This is a genomic window from Streptomyces sp. S186, assembly GCF_051603415.1.
Taxonomy (GTDB): Bacteria; Actinomycetota; Actinomycetes; order Streptomycetales; family Streptomycetaceae; genus Streptomyces.
Genome location: NZ_CP193932.1, coordinates 4,305,596 through 4,323,801, shown reverse-complemented (window position 1 = coordinate 4,323,801; position 18,206 = coordinate 4,305,596). Strand labels below are relative to the sequence as shown.

13 protein-coding genes are annotated in these 18,206 nt (G+C 71.7%); 6 read left to right on the top strand and 7 right to left on the bottom strand.

All coding sequences use genetic code 11. From position 1 onward, the window contains the following. The first annotated feature begins 85 nt into the window (after positions 1-85). The gene (locus tag ACRAS8_RS18540; protein ID WP_438487159.1) at positions 86-1,099 is read left to right on the top strand and encodes a hypothetical protein; all 1,014 of its coding nucleotides are present in this window, start codon (positions 86-88) and stop codon (positions 1,097-1,099) included. Positions 1,100-1,184: 85 nt separating this feature from the next. Here ACRAS8_RS18540 and ACRAS8_RS18535 read toward each other — a convergent pair whose 3' ends face one another. After that, a complete protein-coding gene (locus ACRAS8_RS18535; RefSeq protein ID WP_438487158.1) occupies positions 1,185-2,126 on the bottom strand; it encodes an NADP-dependent oxidoreductase in 942 nt (313 codons plus the stop codon). A 188-nt stretch (positions 2,127-2,314) separates the two neighbouring features. Here ACRAS8_RS18535 and ACRAS8_RS18530 point away from each other — a divergent pair, with 188 nt between their 5' ends. Next, the gene (locus ACRAS8_RS18530) at positions 2,315-3,472 is read left to right on the top strand and encodes an ABC transporter ATP-binding protein (protein ID WP_438487157.1); all 1,158 of its coding nucleotides are present in this window, start codon (positions 2,315-2,317) and stop codon (positions 3,470-3,472) included. A gap of 84 nt (positions 3,473-3,556) precedes the next feature. Here ACRAS8_RS18530 and ACRAS8_RS18525 read toward each other — a convergent pair whose 3' ends face one another. Genes ACRAS8_RS18525 through ACRAS8_RS18515 form a run of 3 tightly spaced genes read right to left on the bottom strand, consistent with a single transcriptional unit; the run spans position 3,557 to position 5,942 of the window. Further along, positions 3,557-4,543, bottom strand: a complete 987-nt coding sequence (locus ACRAS8_RS18525) for an ABC transporter substrate-binding protein (RefSeq protein WP_438487156.1) — start codon at positions 4,541-4,543, stop codon at positions 3,557-3,559. Beyond that, positions 4,540-5,214 carry an ABC transporter permease gene (locus tag ACRAS8_RS18520; RefSeq protein WP_438487155.1) on the bottom strand — a complete coding sequence of 225 codons (675 nt, stop codon included), beginning with the start codon at positions 5,212-5,214 and terminating at the stop codon, positions 4,540-4,542. Before ACRAS8_RS18520 ends, ACRAS8_RS18525 begins: the two co-directional genes overlap by 4 nt. After that, positions 5,211-5,942: an ABC transporter permease gene (locus ACRAS8_RS18515; RefSeq protein ID WP_438487153.1), complete on the bottom strand. Its 732-nt coding sequence runs from the start codon at positions 5,940-5,942 to the stop codon at positions 5,211-5,213. Before ACRAS8_RS18515 ends, ACRAS8_RS18520 begins: the two co-directional genes overlap by 4 nt. Positions 5,943-6,241: 299 nt before the next feature. On the opposite strand from ACRAS8_RS18515, the gene ACRAS8_RS18510 reads away from it, so the two are divergent. Beyond that, on the top strand, positions 6,242-7,048 hold the full coding sequence (locus ACRAS8_RS18510) for a polysaccharide deacetylase family protein (protein WP_438487152.1): 807 nt from the start codon (positions 6,242-6,244) through the stop codon (positions 7,046-7,048). A 134-nt stretch (positions 7,049-7,182) separates the two neighbouring features. Here ACRAS8_RS18510 and ACRAS8_RS18505 read toward each other — a convergent pair whose 3' ends face one another. Continuing rightward, complete coding sequence (locus ACRAS8_RS18505) at positions 7,183-8,454, bottom strand: alpha/beta hydrolase (protein WP_438487151.1); 1,272 nt, start codon at positions 8,452-8,454, stop codon at positions 7,183-7,185. Positions 8,455-9,207: 753 nt separating this feature from the next. On the opposite strand from ACRAS8_RS18505, the gene ACRAS8_RS18500 reads away from it, so the two are divergent. Next, positions 9,208-10,602: a VWA domain-containing protein gene (locus ACRAS8_RS18500; protein WP_438487150.1), complete on the top strand. Its 1,395-nt coding sequence runs from the start codon at positions 9,208-9,210 to the stop codon at positions 10,600-10,602. 307 nt (positions 10,603-10,909) lie between these two features. After that, complete coding sequence (metG, locus tag ACRAS8_RS18495) at positions 10,910-12,625, top strand: methionine--tRNA ligase (RefSeq protein ID WP_438487149.1); 1,716 nt, start codon at positions 10,910-10,912, stop codon at positions 12,623-12,625. 181 nt (positions 12,626-12,806) lie between these two features. Here metG and aspS read toward each other — a convergent pair whose 3' ends face one another. After that, positions 12,807-14,594 (bottom strand): aspartate--tRNA ligase, encoded by a 1,788-nt coding sequence (aspS, locus tag ACRAS8_RS18490; protein WP_438487148.1) that lies wholly within the window; start codon positions 14,592-14,594, stop codon positions 12,807-12,809. A 271-nt stretch (positions 14,595-14,865) separates the two neighbouring features. On the opposite strand from aspS, the gene ACRAS8_RS18485 reads away from it, so the two are divergent. Further along, positions 14,866-17,052: an ATP-binding SpoIIE family protein phosphatase gene (locus ACRAS8_RS18485; protein WP_438487147.1), complete on the top strand. Its 2,187-nt coding sequence runs from the start codon at positions 14,866-14,868 to the stop codon at positions 17,050-17,052. Here the strand turns inward: ACRAS8_RS18485 and ACRAS8_RS18480 are convergent. Next, on the bottom strand, positions 16,968-18,125 hold the full coding sequence (locus ACRAS8_RS18480) for an AI-2E family transporter (protein WP_438487146.1): 1,158 nt from the start codon (positions 18,123-18,125) through the stop codon (positions 16,968-16,970). The genes ACRAS8_RS18485 and ACRAS8_RS18480 overlap by 85 nt on opposite strands. Between the last annotated feature and the right edge of the window lie 81 nt (positions 18,126-18,206).

Here is an 18,206-nt window from a genome sequence, read left to right as displayed (position 1 = left end):
GCACCGGCCCCGCTCGCGGCCGGCCGCCGTACCGACTTGCCTGGAGCATGGCAGCCATCGCCGCTTTCAGGAGGGACCGGGACGCATGTCAGCGAGTGCACCCGCACGCGCCGACGGCCGGCCGGCGCCGGCGCGCTGCCCGCCCCGGCGAACGCGCCGCGGCCGCTCGCCGGCCGGTGCGGCACTGCTGGTGCTCGGAACGCTACTGCTGCCGCTGAGTCTGGCCGCCGTCTGGGCCCGCACCGAACTCACCGACACCGACCGCTATGTGACCGCCGTCGCCCCGCTCGCCCGGGACCCCGCCGTCCAGAACGCCATCGTCGACGACGTCACCAACGGCGTGATGCCCCATGTCCGGCTCGACGGCCTGCTCAAGGCGGTTCCCCCCGCCGAACGGCCCGCGCTGCGGCGGAAGTTCACCCGCGGCATCCGCGAGTTCGTCGGCAAACAGGTCCGTGAGGTCGTCACCGGCCGGACCTTCCCCACGGTCTGGACGGGGGTGCACCGCACCGCCCACCGGGCCCTGGACGGCACGCTGGCGGCGTCCGGCAACGCCCCCGTCACCCTCGACCTCTCGCCGGTCATCGAGCGGGTCCGGCAGCAGTTGTCCGGTAACGGGCTGGGCCTCGACATCGTCCGCAAGGTGCCGCCCACCGGCGTCTCGATCGTCCTGCTGAAATCCCCCGAGGTGCCCCGGCTCCGGGCCGGCTTCCGGGCCGCGCGCCGTGGAGCGCTGCTGCTGCCGCCCGCCTCCGCGCTCTGCCTCCTGGGCGGCCTGCTGCTGAGCCGGCGCCGGCGGCCGGCGCTGATCCGCACCGCGGCCGGCTGCGCGGTGGCCTGCGCCCTCCTGGCGGCGGCGCTGGCGTTGCTGCGCGGCCGGCTCCTGGACGCGCTGCCCGCCGCGGTGCCCCGTCCGGCCGCCGACGCCTACACGGCCGCCCTGACCGCCCCCTTGCGCGCCGGTATGTGGACGGCGATCGGCACCGCGGCGGCCACCGCCGCCCTCGCCGCGACGGTTCCGCGCGCCGCCGCCAGCCTGCGCCGCCGGACCCCCTCGGGCCGTCGGTACCGCGCCGCCGACGGCCGGCCGCGCCGGTAGCGGACGGAGCGGACCCGGCGGGCGCGCAGACCGGGTCGGCGGCTCCCATGGCAACGGCCCGCCCGGTGGCCGAGGCGGGCCGTGTTCAGATCGCCAGGACGGTCTTCCCCTGCGCCCGCCCGGTGCGGCTGGCCGCCAGGGCCTCCGGGGCCTCCTCCAGCGGGACTTCGAGGCCCACGAGGACGGTGAGACGGCCCGCGTCGAGGTGCCCCGCGAGGATCTCCAGAAGCTGCGGGGAGGGGCGGTTGACGAAGTTGAAGCCGCGCAGATTGTGCTCGGTGAGCACATCGGCATCGGCCGAGCCGATCAACGAGACCGCCACCCCGCCGTCCCGTACGGTCCGGGTCAGCTCGACGAACGCCTTGGCGTCGCTGACCATGTCGATCAGCACGTCCACCCCGTCCGGGTGGGCGGCCAGCACCTGGTCGGCGATCGGGCCCGCGGTGTGATCGACGGTCTCCGCGGCGCCCAGCGTGCGCATCAACTCCGCCTTGGACGGGCGGGCGGTGGCGATCACCTCGGCACCGCGGCCGGCCGCGAGCTGGGTGACGAAGGTGCCGACCCCGCCGGTCGCGCCGACGATCAGCACCCGCCGGCCCTCGCCGATCCGGGTCTCCTCCACCAGGTTGTACGCGGTCATCCCGGCCGTGGGCACAGCAGCGGAGGTCGCATAGGTGACGCTGCGGGCGGCCAGCGCGATGGCGTCCTCCCGGGCCACGGCGAACTCGGCGTACGAACCACCGCCCCGCTCCGGGAGCTGGAACTGGCCGAACACCGGGTCGCCCACGGTGAACCGCCGGATACCGCTGCCGACCGCGACCACCTCGCCCGCCCCGTCCGTGCCCAGAACCAGGGGGAAGGACGCCCGGACGGCATCCCCGAACGCGCCGTCGGCGAGCTTCCAGTCCACGGGGTTGAGCCCGGCGGCGGCCAGCCGCACCAGGACCTCGCCGGGCCCCGGTTCAGGCTGCGGCAGCTCCATGAGCTGCGGGTCCGCACCGAAGGCGTTGACTGCTACGGCTCTCATGTGGCGTTTCCTTCCACCCTTTCGAGGAGGCGGCCGGGTGGATCGTAAGCACGGCGGTCGGGCCCGGCGCGGCAGGACGGGAGGAGGTGCCCCGGAAGCAACTCGTACGGCCCCCGTAGCCGTTCACTTCGCCCACTCGATTGCCCGCATGACGGGACCGGTGCGGGGCCGCGGGATTCAATGGCGCAATGATCCGGTTCGAGTCGGTCACCAAGCGCTACCCCGACGGGACCACCGCCGTCGACGACCTGTCCTTCGAGGTCGACGAGGGCGAGCTGGTCACCCTCGTCGGACCGTCCGGGTGCGGCAAGACGACGACCATGATGATGGTGAACCGGCTCATCGACCCCACCAGCGGCCGGATCCTCGTCGACGGCGCGGATGTCTCCGGCGTCGACCCGGTCCGGCTCCGCCGCCGGATCGGCTATGTCATCCAGCAGACCGGCCTCTTCCCCCACCGCACCGTCCTCGACAACACCGCGACCGTGCCGTTCCTGACCGGCTGGAAGAAGGCCAGGGCACGCGAGCGGGCCGCCGAACTCCTGGACCTGGTCGGCCTGGACCCCGGCGTCTACGGCTCGCGCTATCCCGACCAGTTGTCCGGCGGGCAACGCCAGCGGGTCGGGGTGGCCCGGGCGCTGGCGGCCGATCCGCCGGTGCTGCTGATGGACGAGCCGTTCGGTGCCGTCGACCCGGTCGTCCGGGACCGCCTCCAGACGGAGTTCCTGCGGCTCCAGGCCACCATGCACAAGACGGTGCTGCTGGTCACCCACGACATCGAGGAGGCCATCCGGCTCGGCGACCGGATCGCGGTCTACGGTGCCGGCCGGATCGAGCAGTTCGACACCCCGGCGCGGGTGCTCGGCGCTCCCGCCACCCCCTATGTCGCCGAATTCGTGGGCGCGGACCGGGCGTTGAAGCAACTCTCGGTCACCCCCATCGACCGCGAGGACCTGGAGCGTCCGCCGTTCGCCCGGCTCGCCGAGCCGGCCGCGGACGCGGTGTCCCGCCTGCGGGCCGAGGGCGCGCGCTGGGCGGTGGTACTGGACGCCGACGGGGCGCTGCACGGCTGGGTTGGCACCGAAAGCCTGGCGGGCGCAGGAGGGACCGTCGCCGACCACGCCCGGCGGATGGAGGCGTGGATCCCGGCGGCCGGGACCCTCAAGGCGGCGTTCAGCGAGATGCTCAAGCACGACGCCGGCTGGATCGCGGTCCTGGACGGCCGGCGGTTTCTGGGCGTGCTGACCCCGACGGCCTTGCACGAGGCGCTGCGTCGCACCATCGCGCCGGAGCAGCGGGGCGTGTCGCGGGGGCGGCCGGAGGTGGATTCGGTCCCGACGGAGTGAGGCGGGGCACGGAGCGGGCGTGGTGTTTCACGTGAAACGACGTCGAGGGAACGGTGTTTCACGTGAAACGTCGCTCGGGCGTCGTCAGCTCTTCTTCAACAGACCTTTGGACACAAGGTAGTTGTGGGCCACGTCCGAGGCGAGTCGGCGCCAGCTGTCGACCTGTTCGTTGAGATGGGCCAGGTCTTCGGTGGTCAGAACGCGGTTGAGACGGTCCAGCGCGGCGGCCGGGCGGACGCCGCCGGCCCTGGCGCGGTTGACGACGGGGACGACGTAGTCGGCGTTCTGAAGTTTCCGGTCGTCAGCGAGGACAACCAGTCCGAACTGGTCGAGCGTGGCGTCCGTGCTGGTGGTCAGCACCATCTGGTCCTGGCCGTTCTGGACGGCCTGTTTCGCGGGCGTGGTGCCGACGCCCTTGGGGTCCACGGCGGTGATGTCGATGCCGTACGTCTTCCGCAGCCCCGGTGCGCAGAACGGCCGCTGGACGCACTCGTCGCCCGCCGCCAGCCGCACCGGGAGCCTGGCGCGGCCGAGGTCGCTGAGGGTGCGCAGCCGGTGTTCGGCGGCGTAGAAGGCGCGCACCGCGAAGGCGTTCTGGTCGACGGCCCGGCCCGCCGGCAGCACGCTCAGGCCGCGCGGAGCGGCGAGCCGGCGCAGTGCTGCCATGGTGGTGGTCAGGTCGGGGGAGGCGACCGGGGCGGCCTCGGGGCCGCGCTCCTTGGCGTTGAGCCAGTCCGCGAAGGTGGCCGCGTATTCCGGGACGACGTCGATCTGGCCGGCCTCCAGCGCGGGTTCGTACAGCTCGCGGTTGCCGACGGTGAGCACACGGGTGCGGTAGCCGGCCTGGCGGAGCAGCGCCGCGTACATCTGGGCGAGCAGCTCGCTCTCGGCGAAGCCGGCCGAGCCGATGGCGAGGTCGCGGCGGTCGCCGGGCGAGGCGGTGACCGCGCCGCGGTGCTCCAGCGACGGCCCGCCGGCACAGGAGACGAGGCCGGCCAGCGCGGCCAGGACGGCGAGTGCGCCCGGCGTGCCACGGACCGCGCGCAGCGGAGCCGTGCGGAGCGCCCTCACCGGTGCCGCCCGCGCGCCCGGGCCGGCGCGAACCGCTGCACCAGCTCGAACAGCGCCTCCATCAGCAGTGCGAACACCGCGACCACCACCGCGCCGGCCACCACCTGCGGGGTGCTGGCGAGGTTGAAGCCGGCGGTGATGATGCGGCCGAGTCCGCCCCCGCCCACCAGTGCGGCCAGTGTGGCGGTGGCGACGAGCTGCACGGCGGCGATCCGCACCCCGGTCAGCACCAGCGGCAGGGCGAGCGGCGCCTCCACCCGCCACACCAGCTGCGCCCCGGTCATCCCCATGCCCCGCGCGGCCCGGACCACGTCCTGGTCCACCTCGCGCATGCCGACGTAGGCGTTGGTCAGCAGTGGCGGCACGGCGAACAGCACCAGCGCGATGACCGTCGGCCACTGGCCGTGCCGCCCGATCGGGGTCAGCAGGAGCAGGACGAGGACCGCGAAGGTCGGCACCGCGCGGCCGACGTTGGCCAGGTTGACCGCGAGCGCGCCACCGCGGCCCAGGTGTCCCAGGGTGAGCGCGATCGGCAGGGCGATGAGGGCGCTGAGGACCAGGCAGGCGAAGGTGAGCGTGGCGTGCTGGGCGAGCCGGTGCCAGATGCCGTTCTCGCCGGACCAGTTGGCGGCGGTGGTCAGCCAGGCCCAGACCGCGGTGAGGGTGCTCATGTCCGCCGTCCGGAGGCGGCGAGCGGTCTGCTCCGGCGGGCCCGCCGAGGGCTCCGCCCCGCCCGCCGCCAGGGGGTGAGCAGCCGTTCCACGCCGAGCAGCAGCAGGTCGAACGCGACCGCGATGAGCACGCAGAGCACGGACGCGGTCAGTACCTGCGCCTTGAAGTAGGCGTTCATGCCCGCGTAGATGAGGTTGCCCAGTCCGCCGTACCCGACGATCGCGCCGACGGTGGTCAGGGCGACCGCGGAGACCGTGGCGATGCGCAGGCCGGCCATGGCGGCGGGCACCGCCAGCGGCAGTTCCACGGTCAGCAGTTGCCGCATCGGGCCGTAGCCCATGCCGCGGGCGGCCTCCTTGGCGCCGGCCGGGACGCCGTCCAGTCCGGCGAGGATGTTCCGGACCAGCAGGGTGAGGGAGTAGAGGGCGAGGCCGACCACGACGAGGGTGGCGGAGAGCCCGTAGACCGGCAGCAGCAGCGAGAACATCGCCAGCGACGGAATCGTGTAGACGACGGTGGTGAGGCCGAGCACCGGCCCGCGCGTCCAGCGCCGGCGGCGGGCCAGCAGGGCCAGCGGGAAGGCGATCAGCAGCCCGAGCCCGACTGAGACCACCGTCAGCTGCACGTGCTGGCCGACCGCGTCGAGCAGGATCTGGCGGCGGGTGCTGAGGTAGTCGCCGCAGATCCAGTCGTTGCGGGCCAGGCAGTCGTCCGGCGGGGCGGTCACAGCAGCAGTCCACCGCGGGCGCGGCGGGGTGTCGCGCCGGGTGCACCCGATCGGGCTGTCGCCGCCCCACGGCATACCCACCCCCGTCTATACACACAGTGTGTACGCAATATGTATAGTCTCTGGAGTCCGTTCGTCAGCCGGTCGGCGCGCCGGCCATGAGCTGGTCCGCGTCCGCCTCGCCATGCCCGGAATCCCGGCCGCGGACGCTCCCAGGCGGCACCCCGAGCGAAGGGGTCCGAGGAAGAACCACCGAGAACGCCACAGCAGCCAGCCCCCAGCGACAGGAAAGACCTCAGATGCCGAAGCAGATCTCCGCGGCCCGCCGCTCGTCCCTCGCCGGGCTGCTGACGGCCGCCTCCCTGGCCCTGGCGCTCAGCGGCTGCGCCTCGTACGACGTCACCGCTCCGGCCGACGCGCGGGCCGACGCACCGGCGGCCGCCGTCAAGGCCAAGGACGCCGAGACCAAGGAGGCCAAGGCCGGCAGCGGTGCCGTCGACTGCCGCAAGGCCAAGTGCGTGGCGCTGACCTTCGACGCGGGCCCGAGCGAGAACACCAACCGGCTGCTGGACATCCTCAAGGAGAACAAGGCCCATGCCACGTTCTTCATGCTCGGCAAGAACCACATCGCCGAGCGGCCCGCCGAGGTGAAGCGGATCGACGCCGAGGGCCATGAGCTGGCCAACCACACCTGGTCCCACCAGATCCTCACGGACATCAAGCCGGACGAGGTCAAGCGCGAGCTGTCCCGCGTCCAGGACGAGGTCCGCAGGATCACCGGCAAGACGCCCACCCTGATGCGGCCGCCGCAGGGCCGGACCGACCGCGAGGTCTCCCGGATCAGCAAGGAGCTCGGCCTGGCCCAGGTCCTGTGGAGCGTGACCGCCAAGGACTACCAGACCACCGACTCGGCACTGATCACCAAGCGGGTGCTCGACCAGACCGAGCGCGACGGCATCATCCTGCTGCACGACATCTACAAGGGCACCGTGCCGGCCGTCCCCGGCATCCTCAAGGAGCTCAGGAAGCGCGGATACACGGTCGTCACCGTGTCCCAGCTGCTCTCCCCGGCGAAGCCGGAACCGGGGATGGTCTACCGGCCGTGAGCCGGGCCCGTCGGACGCGGGCGAAGCCGGCCGGCGACAGGAACGGCGTCCCCACCGAGGGGTCGTACGACGAAGGGGGCACCGGATCGATCCGGCGCCCCCTTCCCCGCGCTTCCGCCCCTACGGCGCTCGTCTCACCCCTGAGGGCGCTCGGCCTCCACCCGCTTGTGGGACCGCTCGCCGGCGGGCGCCTGCCCCTTGGACGCGCCCTTCGCCGGCCCCGGCGCCGGCTTGTTCGGCTCGGTGTCCTGCGGGAAGGTCAGCTGCTGGCTCTGCCACTCCAGAGCCGGTACGACCTCCCGCCGCCAGGTCCCGAACTGGTGGCTGCCGCGGGGCAGGATGATCGAGTCGACCCGCATCGGCGACTTCGCCGCGTGGAGGAACTTCATGGTGTCGCCGTAGTCCGACTCGCCCTGGCGGCTGCTGGCCACCAGCGCGGAGACCTGCGGCGCGGGCAGGTTCTCCATCCGCCACAGCAGATCGTGCTCGCGCTGGCGCTGGGCACCGGCCGGACCGGGGCCGAAGAGGCTGCCGGTGGTGAGGTCGTCCTTGATCGAGTAGTCGCCGGAGAGCGAGACCGCCGAGGTGTACGCGTTCGGGTTGCGCATCGCCAGCTGGAGCGCGCAGGTGCCGCCGGACGAGTATCCGAACGCGCCCCAGGCGCTGGGGTCATGGCCCACCCGGTAGGCCGACTTCATGGCGTCCGGCAGGTCCTTGGTGAAGAACGTCTCGGCCTGCGGGCCGCCCGGCACGTCCACGCACTCGGTGTCGCGCGGCGGCGCGATCGTCGGCCGCACCATCACGAGCACGGTCGGCTGCATCGTGCCCTGCGAGATCAACCGGCCCGCGTTCTGCGGGATCTGGAGATGCTGTGCGAGGTTCATGATGCCGCCCGGGTAGCCGCTGATGACGACCATGACGGGGAACCGCTGCCGGTGGAACTGCTGCTGGAAGTACTGCGGCGGCAGATACACGAAGCCCGGGTTGATGGCCCGGGTACGGCGGCCGATGATCCGTACGGATTCGACCTTGCCCACCTTGTCGGCCGGGCCCTTCGGCAGTCCGGTCACCCGGTCGAGCCCCTGGGGGCCGGCGGGCTGGATCAGTCCGCCCTTGATGTTGCCGACCGTGGCGTACTGCCCGTCACCCTGGCTCACCGAGGCCGGGGCCTGGTCGTTGTTGCCCAGCAACTCGTCCCAGTTGCCGTAGAACTCGAAGTTCGCGTTCACGGCGAGCGCCAGCGCGGACACGATCGACACCTGGGTGACCATGATGGCCACCAGCCTCCCCAGCACGTGGCGCCACCCGTTGCGCGCCAGCCGGGGCCAGAGCCAGACCGTCGCGGCGACGCAGACCACCGCCAGCACGATCACCGTGATTTCGAGCGACTGACTGGTCAGCCCCATGCGCCCACATCTCCCGTCACCCTCGAAAGGGTTCTTGCCTTCTCACCGGCCGCCCCCCGAGGCACAACGGGCGGCTCAGGACAATGGTCACCGGAGAAGACGGGCACATCCGTGAATCGGATACCTGCGCGACGTGCTTCTTACCGAGCTCTTGCCTGTTCGTTTCCTGCACGTGATGTGCAGGGGAGGGCCGGGAGATCCGTAACAACCGACGGAACCACGCGGGTGTTTCACGTGAAACGAAGCGCCGATGAACAACTGGCGACAAGACGCCCTCGTCAGCTCGGGGGCTGCCCCCAGCGCACTGCCGCCACCTGCGCGCCGATCCGAACTTGCCACTGTGTCTCACCAGTTGACACAGAAGCGACCCCGGACCGCATCCCCGCAGCGACATCCCCGACAATTTCGCAATCGGCCACTTCGGTCACCCCATACGCAACTTCCCCACCCTGTATGGGGTCAAGATCCGCCACACAAACGGTCGCGCCGCCCTCTTTGTCGGCGATCAATCGGGCTTTTCCGTAAAGGCCGCGTGCACTATTTCCGCCGGCCGGCCGCCCCTTTCCGGTCCGGCGACGCGCCACCCGAAACCAGATCCCCGCCCAACACCCCCGTATGGCCCACCATGCGAGGCGCGGGTTCCCACGATCAAGCCGGTGCCGACCGCTACTCTTACGTATCCGTCCTGGTCAGGGACATGTCCGCGCTTCACGGACATTCGCCGCACCCACCACACGCAAGAGAGGTCAGCCGATGGGCATTCGGAGTCTGCTGCGCAACGCTTTCGGTCGCTCCAAGGCGGCCCGGAAGAGCGCCGACAAGCCGGAATCGGCAACCATCCCGGAGGCTCGCGAGGAAGCCACCCCGGCACCGGCCACCGCGGCCCCCGAAGCCGAGGTCCCGGCCGCCCGCACGGCACCCGTCGAGCCCGCCGAGCCGACACCCGCGCCGGCTCCGGCCACGGCCTCGGTGCCCGCACAGGGCGGCCCGGTTGAGCGCTCACCGGAGCCCGCGGCGAAGGAGGAGGCGCCCGCAGGGGTCGAGACCCCGGTACGGGACGAGCCCGCGCCCGCCCCCAAGGCGACGGGCCCGACGACCGACGCCGACATGGCTCGTCCCGAGGACGCCGCCGAGAGCGCCGGCACGAAGCCCGCCGACGAGGGCGCGGAGACCACCAAGGACCAGGGCGCGGGGGCCCACGAGGACACGCGCAAGGAAGAGAAGGACGAGCCGGCCGCCTCCCAGGGACTCGCCGACCGGCCCGCGGCCAAGGACGAGACCGCGGCGGAGCCCGACGCCGAGGCCCCCGCCGGCACCCAACCGGCCACCTCCTCCAGCGCCGCCGACCTCGTCAGCCAGGCATTCGACAACCCGGCCTCCGACACGGCTCCGGTCGCCGAGGCCACGGAGACGGCCGAGGCGCCCGCTCCCCCCGCGACCAACCCGGTCGCAGCCGCGGCCCCGGCCCTCCTCCCCCTCTACGAGGCCGCACGGGCCACGCTGGAGAAGCACCAGCTGACCGAGCAGCGCGCCACCGTCTACCTCGTTCTCGACCGCTCCGGCTCGATGCGCAACTACTACAAGGACGGCACGGTCCAGCACCTCGCCGAGCAGGCCCTGGCCCTCTCCGCGCACCTCGACGACAAGGCCACCGTCCCGGTCGTGTTCTTCTCCACCGATGTGGACGGCACCGCCGACCTGGACCTCGCCCACCACGAGGGCCGCATCGAGGAGCTGCACTCCAGCCTCGGTCACATGGGCCGCACCAACTACCACTGGGCCATCGAAGCCGTCGTCAAGCACTACAAGGAGTCGGGCTCCGCCCACCCCGCCTTCGTCATCTTCCAGACCGACGGCGCTCCGACATCCAAGCCGGCCGCCGAGCGGGCCCTGTGCGAGGCGGCCGGCCTGCCGATCTTCTGGCAGTTCATCGGCTTCGGTGACCCCGAGGCCAAGGGCTTCGACTTCCTCCGCAAGCTCGACAACCTGACCGTCCCCGAGAAGCGCGCCGTCGACAACGCCGGCTTCTTCCACGCCGGCCGCGACCCCCGTGGCCTCTCCCACGACGAGCTCTACCAGCAGTTGATGGTCGAGTTCCCCGAGTGGCTCGCCGAGGCCCGCGCCGCCAAGGTCCTCAAGGACAGCTGAGCCACCTCGCCTCTCCCCCCTCCAGGCCGCGGCCGGACCGATCGGGTCCGGCCGCGGCCTGCTTCCCGCACGCCTTCCCGCAGTGACGGTTTCACGTGAAACAGGGCGGAAGCGCAGGCCAGGCGCAGGGTGAGGGACGAGCAGGGGCAGGGCGTGTTTCACGTGAAACGAGCGGGGCGAGCCGCCGCTCGCAGGCCGTCCCGGGGCCCGAAAATACTCGGGTGGGGTGACCCACCCCGTCCAGTACGATATTGACGTTGCGTAAAGCAAATCATCACTCACCGTAGCGACTTGGGAGCAGCCGGCAATGGCTCGACACCTCATCACCAGCGCCCTTCCGTACATCAACGGGATCAAGCACCTGGGCAACATGGTGGGGTCCATGCTCCCGGCCGATGTGTACGCCCGGTACCTGCGGCAGCGCGGTCACGACGTCCTCTACATCTGCGCGACCGACGAGCACGGCACGCCCGCCGAGCTGGCGGCGAAGGACGCGGGACAGTCGGTCGCCACGTTCTGCGCCGAGCAGCACGACAAGCAGAAGGCGATCTACGACGGCTTCGGTTTGCAGTTCGACCACTTCGGCCGGAGCTCGTCGCGGGAGAACGTCGAGCTGACCCAGCACTTCGCGCGCAAGCTGCACGAGAACGGCTTCATCGAAGAGCGCGCCGTCCGCCAGGTCTACTCCAACGCCGACGGCCGCTTCCTGCCCGACCGCTACATCGTCGGCACCTGCCCGCACTGCGGCTACGACAAGGCCCGCGGCGACCAGTGCGAGAACTGCACCCGCGTCCTGGACCCGACGGACCTGATCGACGCCCGCTCGGCGATCAGCGGCAGTGGTGATCTGGAGGTGCGCGAGACCAAGCACCTCTTCCTGCTCCAGGCGAAGCTCCAGCACGAGGTCGAGGGCTGGCTGGAGGGCAACGGCAGCAAGGAGTGGCCGACCCTGGCGTCGTCCATCGCGCACAAGTGGCTGACCGAGGGCCTCCAGGACCGGGCGATCACCCGCGACCTGGACTGGGGCGTACCGGTGCCGGCCGATGTGTGGCCGGAGCTGGCCGCCGAGGGCAAGGTCTTCTATGTGTGGTTCGACGCCCCGATCGAGTACATCGGCTCGACGAAGGAGTGGGCGGACCAGGCGCCGGAGGAGCGCGACTGGAAGTCCTGGTGGTACGAGGCCGATGACGTCCGCTACACGGAGTTCATGGCCAAGGACAACGTCCCGTTCCACAGCGTGATGTTCCCGGCGACCCAGCTGGGCACCCGCGAGCCGTGGAAGAAGGTCGACTTCCTCAAGGCGTTCAACTGGCTCAACTACTACGGCGGGAAGTTCTCCACGTCGCAGCGGCGCGGCATCTTCACCGATGCGGCGCTGGAGCTGCTGCCGGCCGACTACTGGCGCTACTTCCTGATGGCGCACGCCCCGGAGTCCGACGACACCTCCTTCACCTGGGAGCTGTTCTCGTCCTCGGTCAACAAGGACCTGGCCGACACTCTCGGCAACTTCGTCAACCGTGTGCTCTCGTTCTCGCGGAAGCGGTTCGGCGACGAGGTGCCGGCCGGCGCCGAGGCCGGGGCCGCCGAGCAGAAGCTGGGCGAGGAGATCGCCGGGCTGCTCGCGGAGTACGAGGGCCACATGGAGGCACTGCAGTTCCGCAAGGCGGCGGCCTCGCTGCGCGCCCTGTGGAGCGCGGGCAACTCCTACCTGGAGGAGAAGGCCCCCTGGCTGGAGATCAAGACGGACAAGGACGCGGCGGCGCTGACGCTGCGGACCGCGATGAACCTCATCCACCTCTACGCGGTGGTCTCCGAGCCGTTCATCCCGGCGTCGGCGAAGGCCATGCGGGGCGCGTTCGCGCTGGCGGGCGACACCGCCACGTGGGTCTCGCAGGAGGAGGCCAGGGCGCTGGCGTCCGTGCCCGCCGGGACGTCGTTCACGGTGCCGCCGGTGCTCTTCGCCAAGATCACCGAGGACGACCTGGCAGCGTACCGGGAGCGGTTCGGCGGCGACGAGGGCTGAGGCCCACCGCGCACACCTGGAACAGCACGAGGGCGCCCCTGGACCGGCCGGTCCGGGGGCGCCCTCGTCGTGGGGGCTGCTGGGCGGAGTCCCCAAGGCACTGAGGGCCAGGGAGGTGCCGCTCGCGGAACGCGCGAGGGCCCGGGACCGCGACGGCGATCCCGGGCCCCTGTCTGCCGCGCTACTTGGTCGGCTTGTACGGCGTCGGCTTCGCCGGGCCGGTGCGGATGCTCAGGTGCAGCTCCTTCAGGCGGGCCTCGTCGACCTCGGACGGGGCGCCCATCAGCAGGTCCTGGGCGTTGCCGTTGAGCGGGAAGGCGATGGTCTCGCGGATGTTGGGCTCGTCGGCCAGCAGCATCACGATCCGGTCGACGCCCGGGGCGATGCCGCCGTGCGGCGGAGCACCGAACTTGAAGGCGCGGAGCATGCCGCCAAACTCGGCCTCGACGGTCTCCTTGTCGTAACCGGCGATCTCGAACGCCTTGTACATGACGTCCGGCTCGTGGTTGCGGATCGCGCCGGAGGACAGCTCGGTGCCGTTGCAGACGATGTCGTACTGCCAGGCGAGGATGTCCAGCGGGTCCTTGGTCTGCAGCGCCTCCAGGCCGCCCTGCGGCATGGAGAACGGGTTGTGGGAGAACTCGATCTTGCCGGTGTCCGCGTTGCGCTCGAACATCGGGAAGTCGACGATCCAGCAGAAGCGGAACTCGTTCTCGACGAAGTGGCCGGCGCGCTTGGCGGCCTCGACGCGCACCGCGCCCATGATCTTGGAGACCTCGTCGAAGTCGCCGGCGCCGAAGAAGACGGCGTGCCCGGGCTTGAGGTCGAGGGCCGTGACCAGCGCCTTGACGTCGTCGTCGGTGAGGAACTTGGCGATCGGGCCGGCGAGCGCGTTCTCCTCGCCGACGCGGATCCAGGCGAGGCCCTTGGCGCCCTGCGCGACGGCGAACTCGCCCAGCTGGTCGAAGAACTTCCGCGGCTGGTCGGCGGTGTCCGGCACGGCCAGCGCGCGGACGTGCTTGCCGGCGAACGCCTTGAAGCCGGACTGCGCGAAGACGTCGGAGACGTCGACCAGTTCCAGCTCGGCGCGCAGGTCCGGCTTGTCGGAGCCGTACTTGAGCATCGCCTCGCGGAACGGGATGCGCGGGAAGGGGGAGGTGACCGTGCGGCCGTCGCCGAACTCGGTGAAGAGCTCGGTCATCAGCTTCTCGACGGGCCGGAAGACGTCCTCCTGCTCGACGAAGCTCATCTCGATGTCGAGCTGGTAGAACTCGCCCGGCGAGCGGTCCGCGCGGGCGTCCTCGTCGCGGAAGCAGGGCGCGATCTGGAAGTAGCGGTCGAAGCCGGCGATCATCAGCAGCTGCTTGAACTGCTGCGGGGCCTGCGGCAGCGCGTAGAACTTGCCGGCGTGCAGACGGGACGGGACCAGGAAGTCGCGGGCGCCCTCGGGGGAGGTCGCGGACAGGATCGGGGTCGCCATCTCGTTGAAGCCGAGGGCCACCATCTTGTGCCGGATCGCGGAGATCACGGCCGTGCGCAGCATGATGTTGCGGTGCATGCGCTCGCGGCGCAGGTCGAGGAAGCGGTACTCCAGGCGCTTCTCCTCGTTGACCCCGTCCTCGGCGTTGATCGTGAACGGGATCTGCTCGGCGGCGCCGAGCACCTCGACCTCGGTGACCTCGATCTCGATCTCGCCGGTCGGCAGGTCGGGGTTGACGTTGTCCGCGCCACGGGCGCTGACCTTGCCGTCGACGCGGACGACGGTCTCCTTGGTCAGCGAGCCGAGGACCTCGTTGGCCGGCGTGCCGGGACGGGCGACGAGCTGCACGAGGCCGTAGTGGTCGCGCAGATCGATGAAGAGGATGCCGCCCAGGTCACGTCGATTGTGCAGCCAGCCGCTGAGACGGACGTCGGTGTCGACGTCCGCGGCTCGGAGCTCGCCGCAGTTATGGGACCGGTACCGATGCATCGCTCATCCAAGTCGTCGCGAGTCGAGGTGGGGAGCTGACGGGCGGGAAGGGGAGACAACAGGCTCGCGCGCCCGATCGATCGCCTTGTGGATCACCCGAAAGACCACCCCAGGAGTGGCATAACCGCTCCAGGTTACCGCCCGGGCCCGGCGAGCTGGTTGACATATACCCATCAGCGCCCGCCCGGCGTGGAAGCGGGCCCCAGGGCTGCGACGATGGTCACGCCCGGCATGCTGGTCGGGCCACGTCAAACCCGCCTAAAGTGAGCCAATGCGTACCGAGGACCTCCTGGCCGCCGTCGCGACCGGCCTGTGGCGCTGGGACAACGCATCCGGCCGGGTGAGCGTCGACGCCGAAGCGGCCCGGCTGCTGGGCCTTCCCGCCGAGCCGGCCGTCCTCACCGAGGCCGCGGTGCGCTCCCGTTTTCATCCCGTCGACTTCGCCGAGATCAACGGCGTCGTGCAGCTCGCGGTCTCCGAGGGGACGCTCGCCGAGGCCCGGCTGCGCATCGTGGACGAACGCGGGCAGGTGCTGCGCACCGTCCGCTCCCGCTCCCGGCCGCGGATCGTCAACGGCGACTTCGAGCTGGTCGGCACGGTCCAGGAGGTGGCCGCGCCCCAGCCCGGCACCTCGGCGGCACGGACCCCGGTCACCGGCGACTGGCGGCGCTCACGCGAGGCGTTCCTGCTGGACGCGGGACGGGCGCTGGCCGAGGCGCGGTCCACGGCCGAGGTGCTGCGGGTCACGGCCGGGCTCTCCATGCCGGGCTTCATGCCGGACGGACTGGCGGTCTTCGGCATTCAGGGCGACCGGCTCACGGTGATCGGCCACCACGGCCACCTCCCGGACGACGGGCCGCCGTACTCCGAGATGCTGCTGGAGACCGACTACCCGGCCGCCGAGGTGGTGCGCACCGGACGGGCCGTCTACCTGCCCACCCGGGAGGACTACCAGCGGCGCTACCCGGCCACCTGGCCCCTGGCCGCGCGCTTCGCGCGCACGTCCTGGGCGTATCTGCCGCTGGTGAACGCGGGCCGGACGATCGGCGCCTGGATGGCCGGGTTCGCCGAACCGGTCGCCTTCACCCCGGACGAGCGCTCGGTGCTGACCACCGTCGCCCGGATGCTGGCCCAGGCGCTGGCCAGGGCCGGGGTGCAGGAGTCGCAGCACGAGCTGGCCGTGGGGCTCCAGCGGAGCATGATGCCGACGGTGCAGCCGGACATCCCCGGGATGGCGGTCGCGGCCCGCTATGTGCCGACCGGCGGCGGGCTGGAGGTCGGCGGGGACTGGTACGACATGATCCCGCTGCCGTCCGGGCGGATCGCGCTGGTCATCGGCGACGTCCAGGGGCACGACGTACGGGCCGCGGGCCTGATGGGGCAGCTGCGGATCGCGCTGCGCGCCTATGCCTCCGAGGGCCACCACCCCGATGCGGTGCTCTCCCGCGCCTCCCGCTTCCTGGCCGGCATCAACGAGACCGAGTTCCGCGGCGACGGCGAGGACCAGCGCTTCGCGACCTGCCTGTACGTCGAGGTGGACCCGGCCACCGGGCTGCTGGACGTGGCACGGGCCGGCCACCCCGATCCGGCGATCCGGATGGCCGACGGCGCGGTGATCGTCCGGCCCACGTCGGGCGGGCTGCCGCTGGGCATCGACCCGGACAGCGACTACCCCACCACCCGGATCGTGCTGGAGCCCGGCGAGACGATGCTGGTGTGTACCGACGGGCTGATCGAGACCGGCGGGCACGACCTGGAGACCGGCTGGGGACGGCTGCGCGAGGTCTTCGAGACGCACACCGCCGGCACGGCCGAGGGAGCCGGGGAAATCCTGGAGCAGCTGGCCGACGCCCTGGTCCAGGCGGTGCACGGCCCGTCGTCGCACCACACCACCGGCCCGCTGGTGGATCGCCGCGAGGACGACATCGCGCTGCTGCTGCTCTCCCGCGAGAGTGCCGGCCGCGGCGTGGACGCCGGCGACCGGCCGGCACCGCGGCCCGGGCGGCGCACCGTGTTCTCCGTCGCCCAGGCGGAGCCCGAGCGGATCGCCGCGGCCCGCCGCCAGATCCGCGATGTGCTGCACGACTGGCGCGACCCGGACCAGGTGGACTCCGCGGCGCTGCTGGTCTCCGAGATCGTCACCAATGTGCTGACGCACACCGACGGGGACGCGCTGCTGGTGGCCGAGGTCGCCGGTGCGCACGGTTCCCGGCGGCTCCGGGTCGAGGTCGCCGACGGCAGCGACGAACTGCCGCACCGCCGCCGGCCCGGTGAGCTGGCGTCCTCCGGGCGTGGGCTGGTGCTGCTGGAACTGCTGGCCGGGGCGTGGGGCGTGGACCCGCGCGGGGACGGCAAGTCGACGTGGTTCGAGCTCTACGAGGATGCCGGGGCGGCGGGGGAGTCGCCCGGCGCGGCGTCGCCGGGCCCCGAGGAGTCCGTACCCGAGCCGGCCGCGTAGTGCTTGCGCAGTTCGTGCAGGACGCCGGAGACGGCGGCGGTCAGCGGGACGGACAGCAGCATGCCGAGGATCCCGGCGACGCTCGCGCCGGCGGTGATCGCCAGCATGACGACGGCCGGGTGCATCTGCACCGTACGGCTCTGGATCACCGGCTGGAGGACATGGCCCTCCAGCACCTGGACGGCGAGGACCACCCCGAGCGCCCAGAGCGCGATCACCAGGCCCCGGTCCGCGAACGCCACCAGGATCGCCACCGCGCCCGAGATGAACGCGCCGAGGTAGGGGATGTAGGCGCCGACGAAGACCAGCGCGCCCAGGCCGAGCGCCCCGGGGACCTTCAGGACGAGCAGGCCGACGGTGATGAAGACGGCGTCGATCAACGCGATGACGGTGGTGCCGCGCATGAAGCCCTCGATGGACTGGAAGCCGCGGCGGGCCATCCGTTCCAGCTGCGGGGCCGAGTTGCGCGGCGCCCAGTCGTGCAGCGCGCGGACCGCCTTGTCCGAGTCGCGCAGGAAGAAGAACGTCAGCAGCAGGGCCAGCACCGCCGCGGCGATGAACTGCCCCACGATGCTCACCCCGGCCAGCAGCCCGGACGCCGCGGTGCTGCCGAACTTGGCGACCAGCGTCTTGGCGTTGGTGGCGAGATCGCTGAGCGAGTTCCCGGCCACGCCGAAGTGCCGGGTCAGGTCGTGCGCCGCGGTCTTGAGTGAGTTGACGATCTGGTCCCCGGTTTCGACCAGGGCGCTGACCACGACGTAGCCGGCGCCACCGACCACGATCACCAGCAGGGCGCAGGTCAGCCCGGCCGCCAGTGAGCGGTTGAGCCGCATCTTCACCAGCCGCCGGTACACCGGACCGAGCAGCCCGCTGCCGAGCAGCGCCAGCAGGACGGGCGTGACCGCGGCGCTCAACTCGACGCAGAGCCACACCCCGAGAGCCACCACCGCCGCGACCAGCAGCCCTGCCGCGCACCACGCCGCGGCACGGCGGGCCTCGATCGGGAGCAGCGGGGAATGCGGCGGCCGGCCGGTCTCGGCGCCGCTCCGGTCTTGATCCGAGTCGTTTCGCACCCGGACAGTCCACCACGGCAGAGGGGCTGTTGAGGCGTATTGGAGGCCCTCCGCACGGTTCGGGGCTCGGCACCCGCCGCG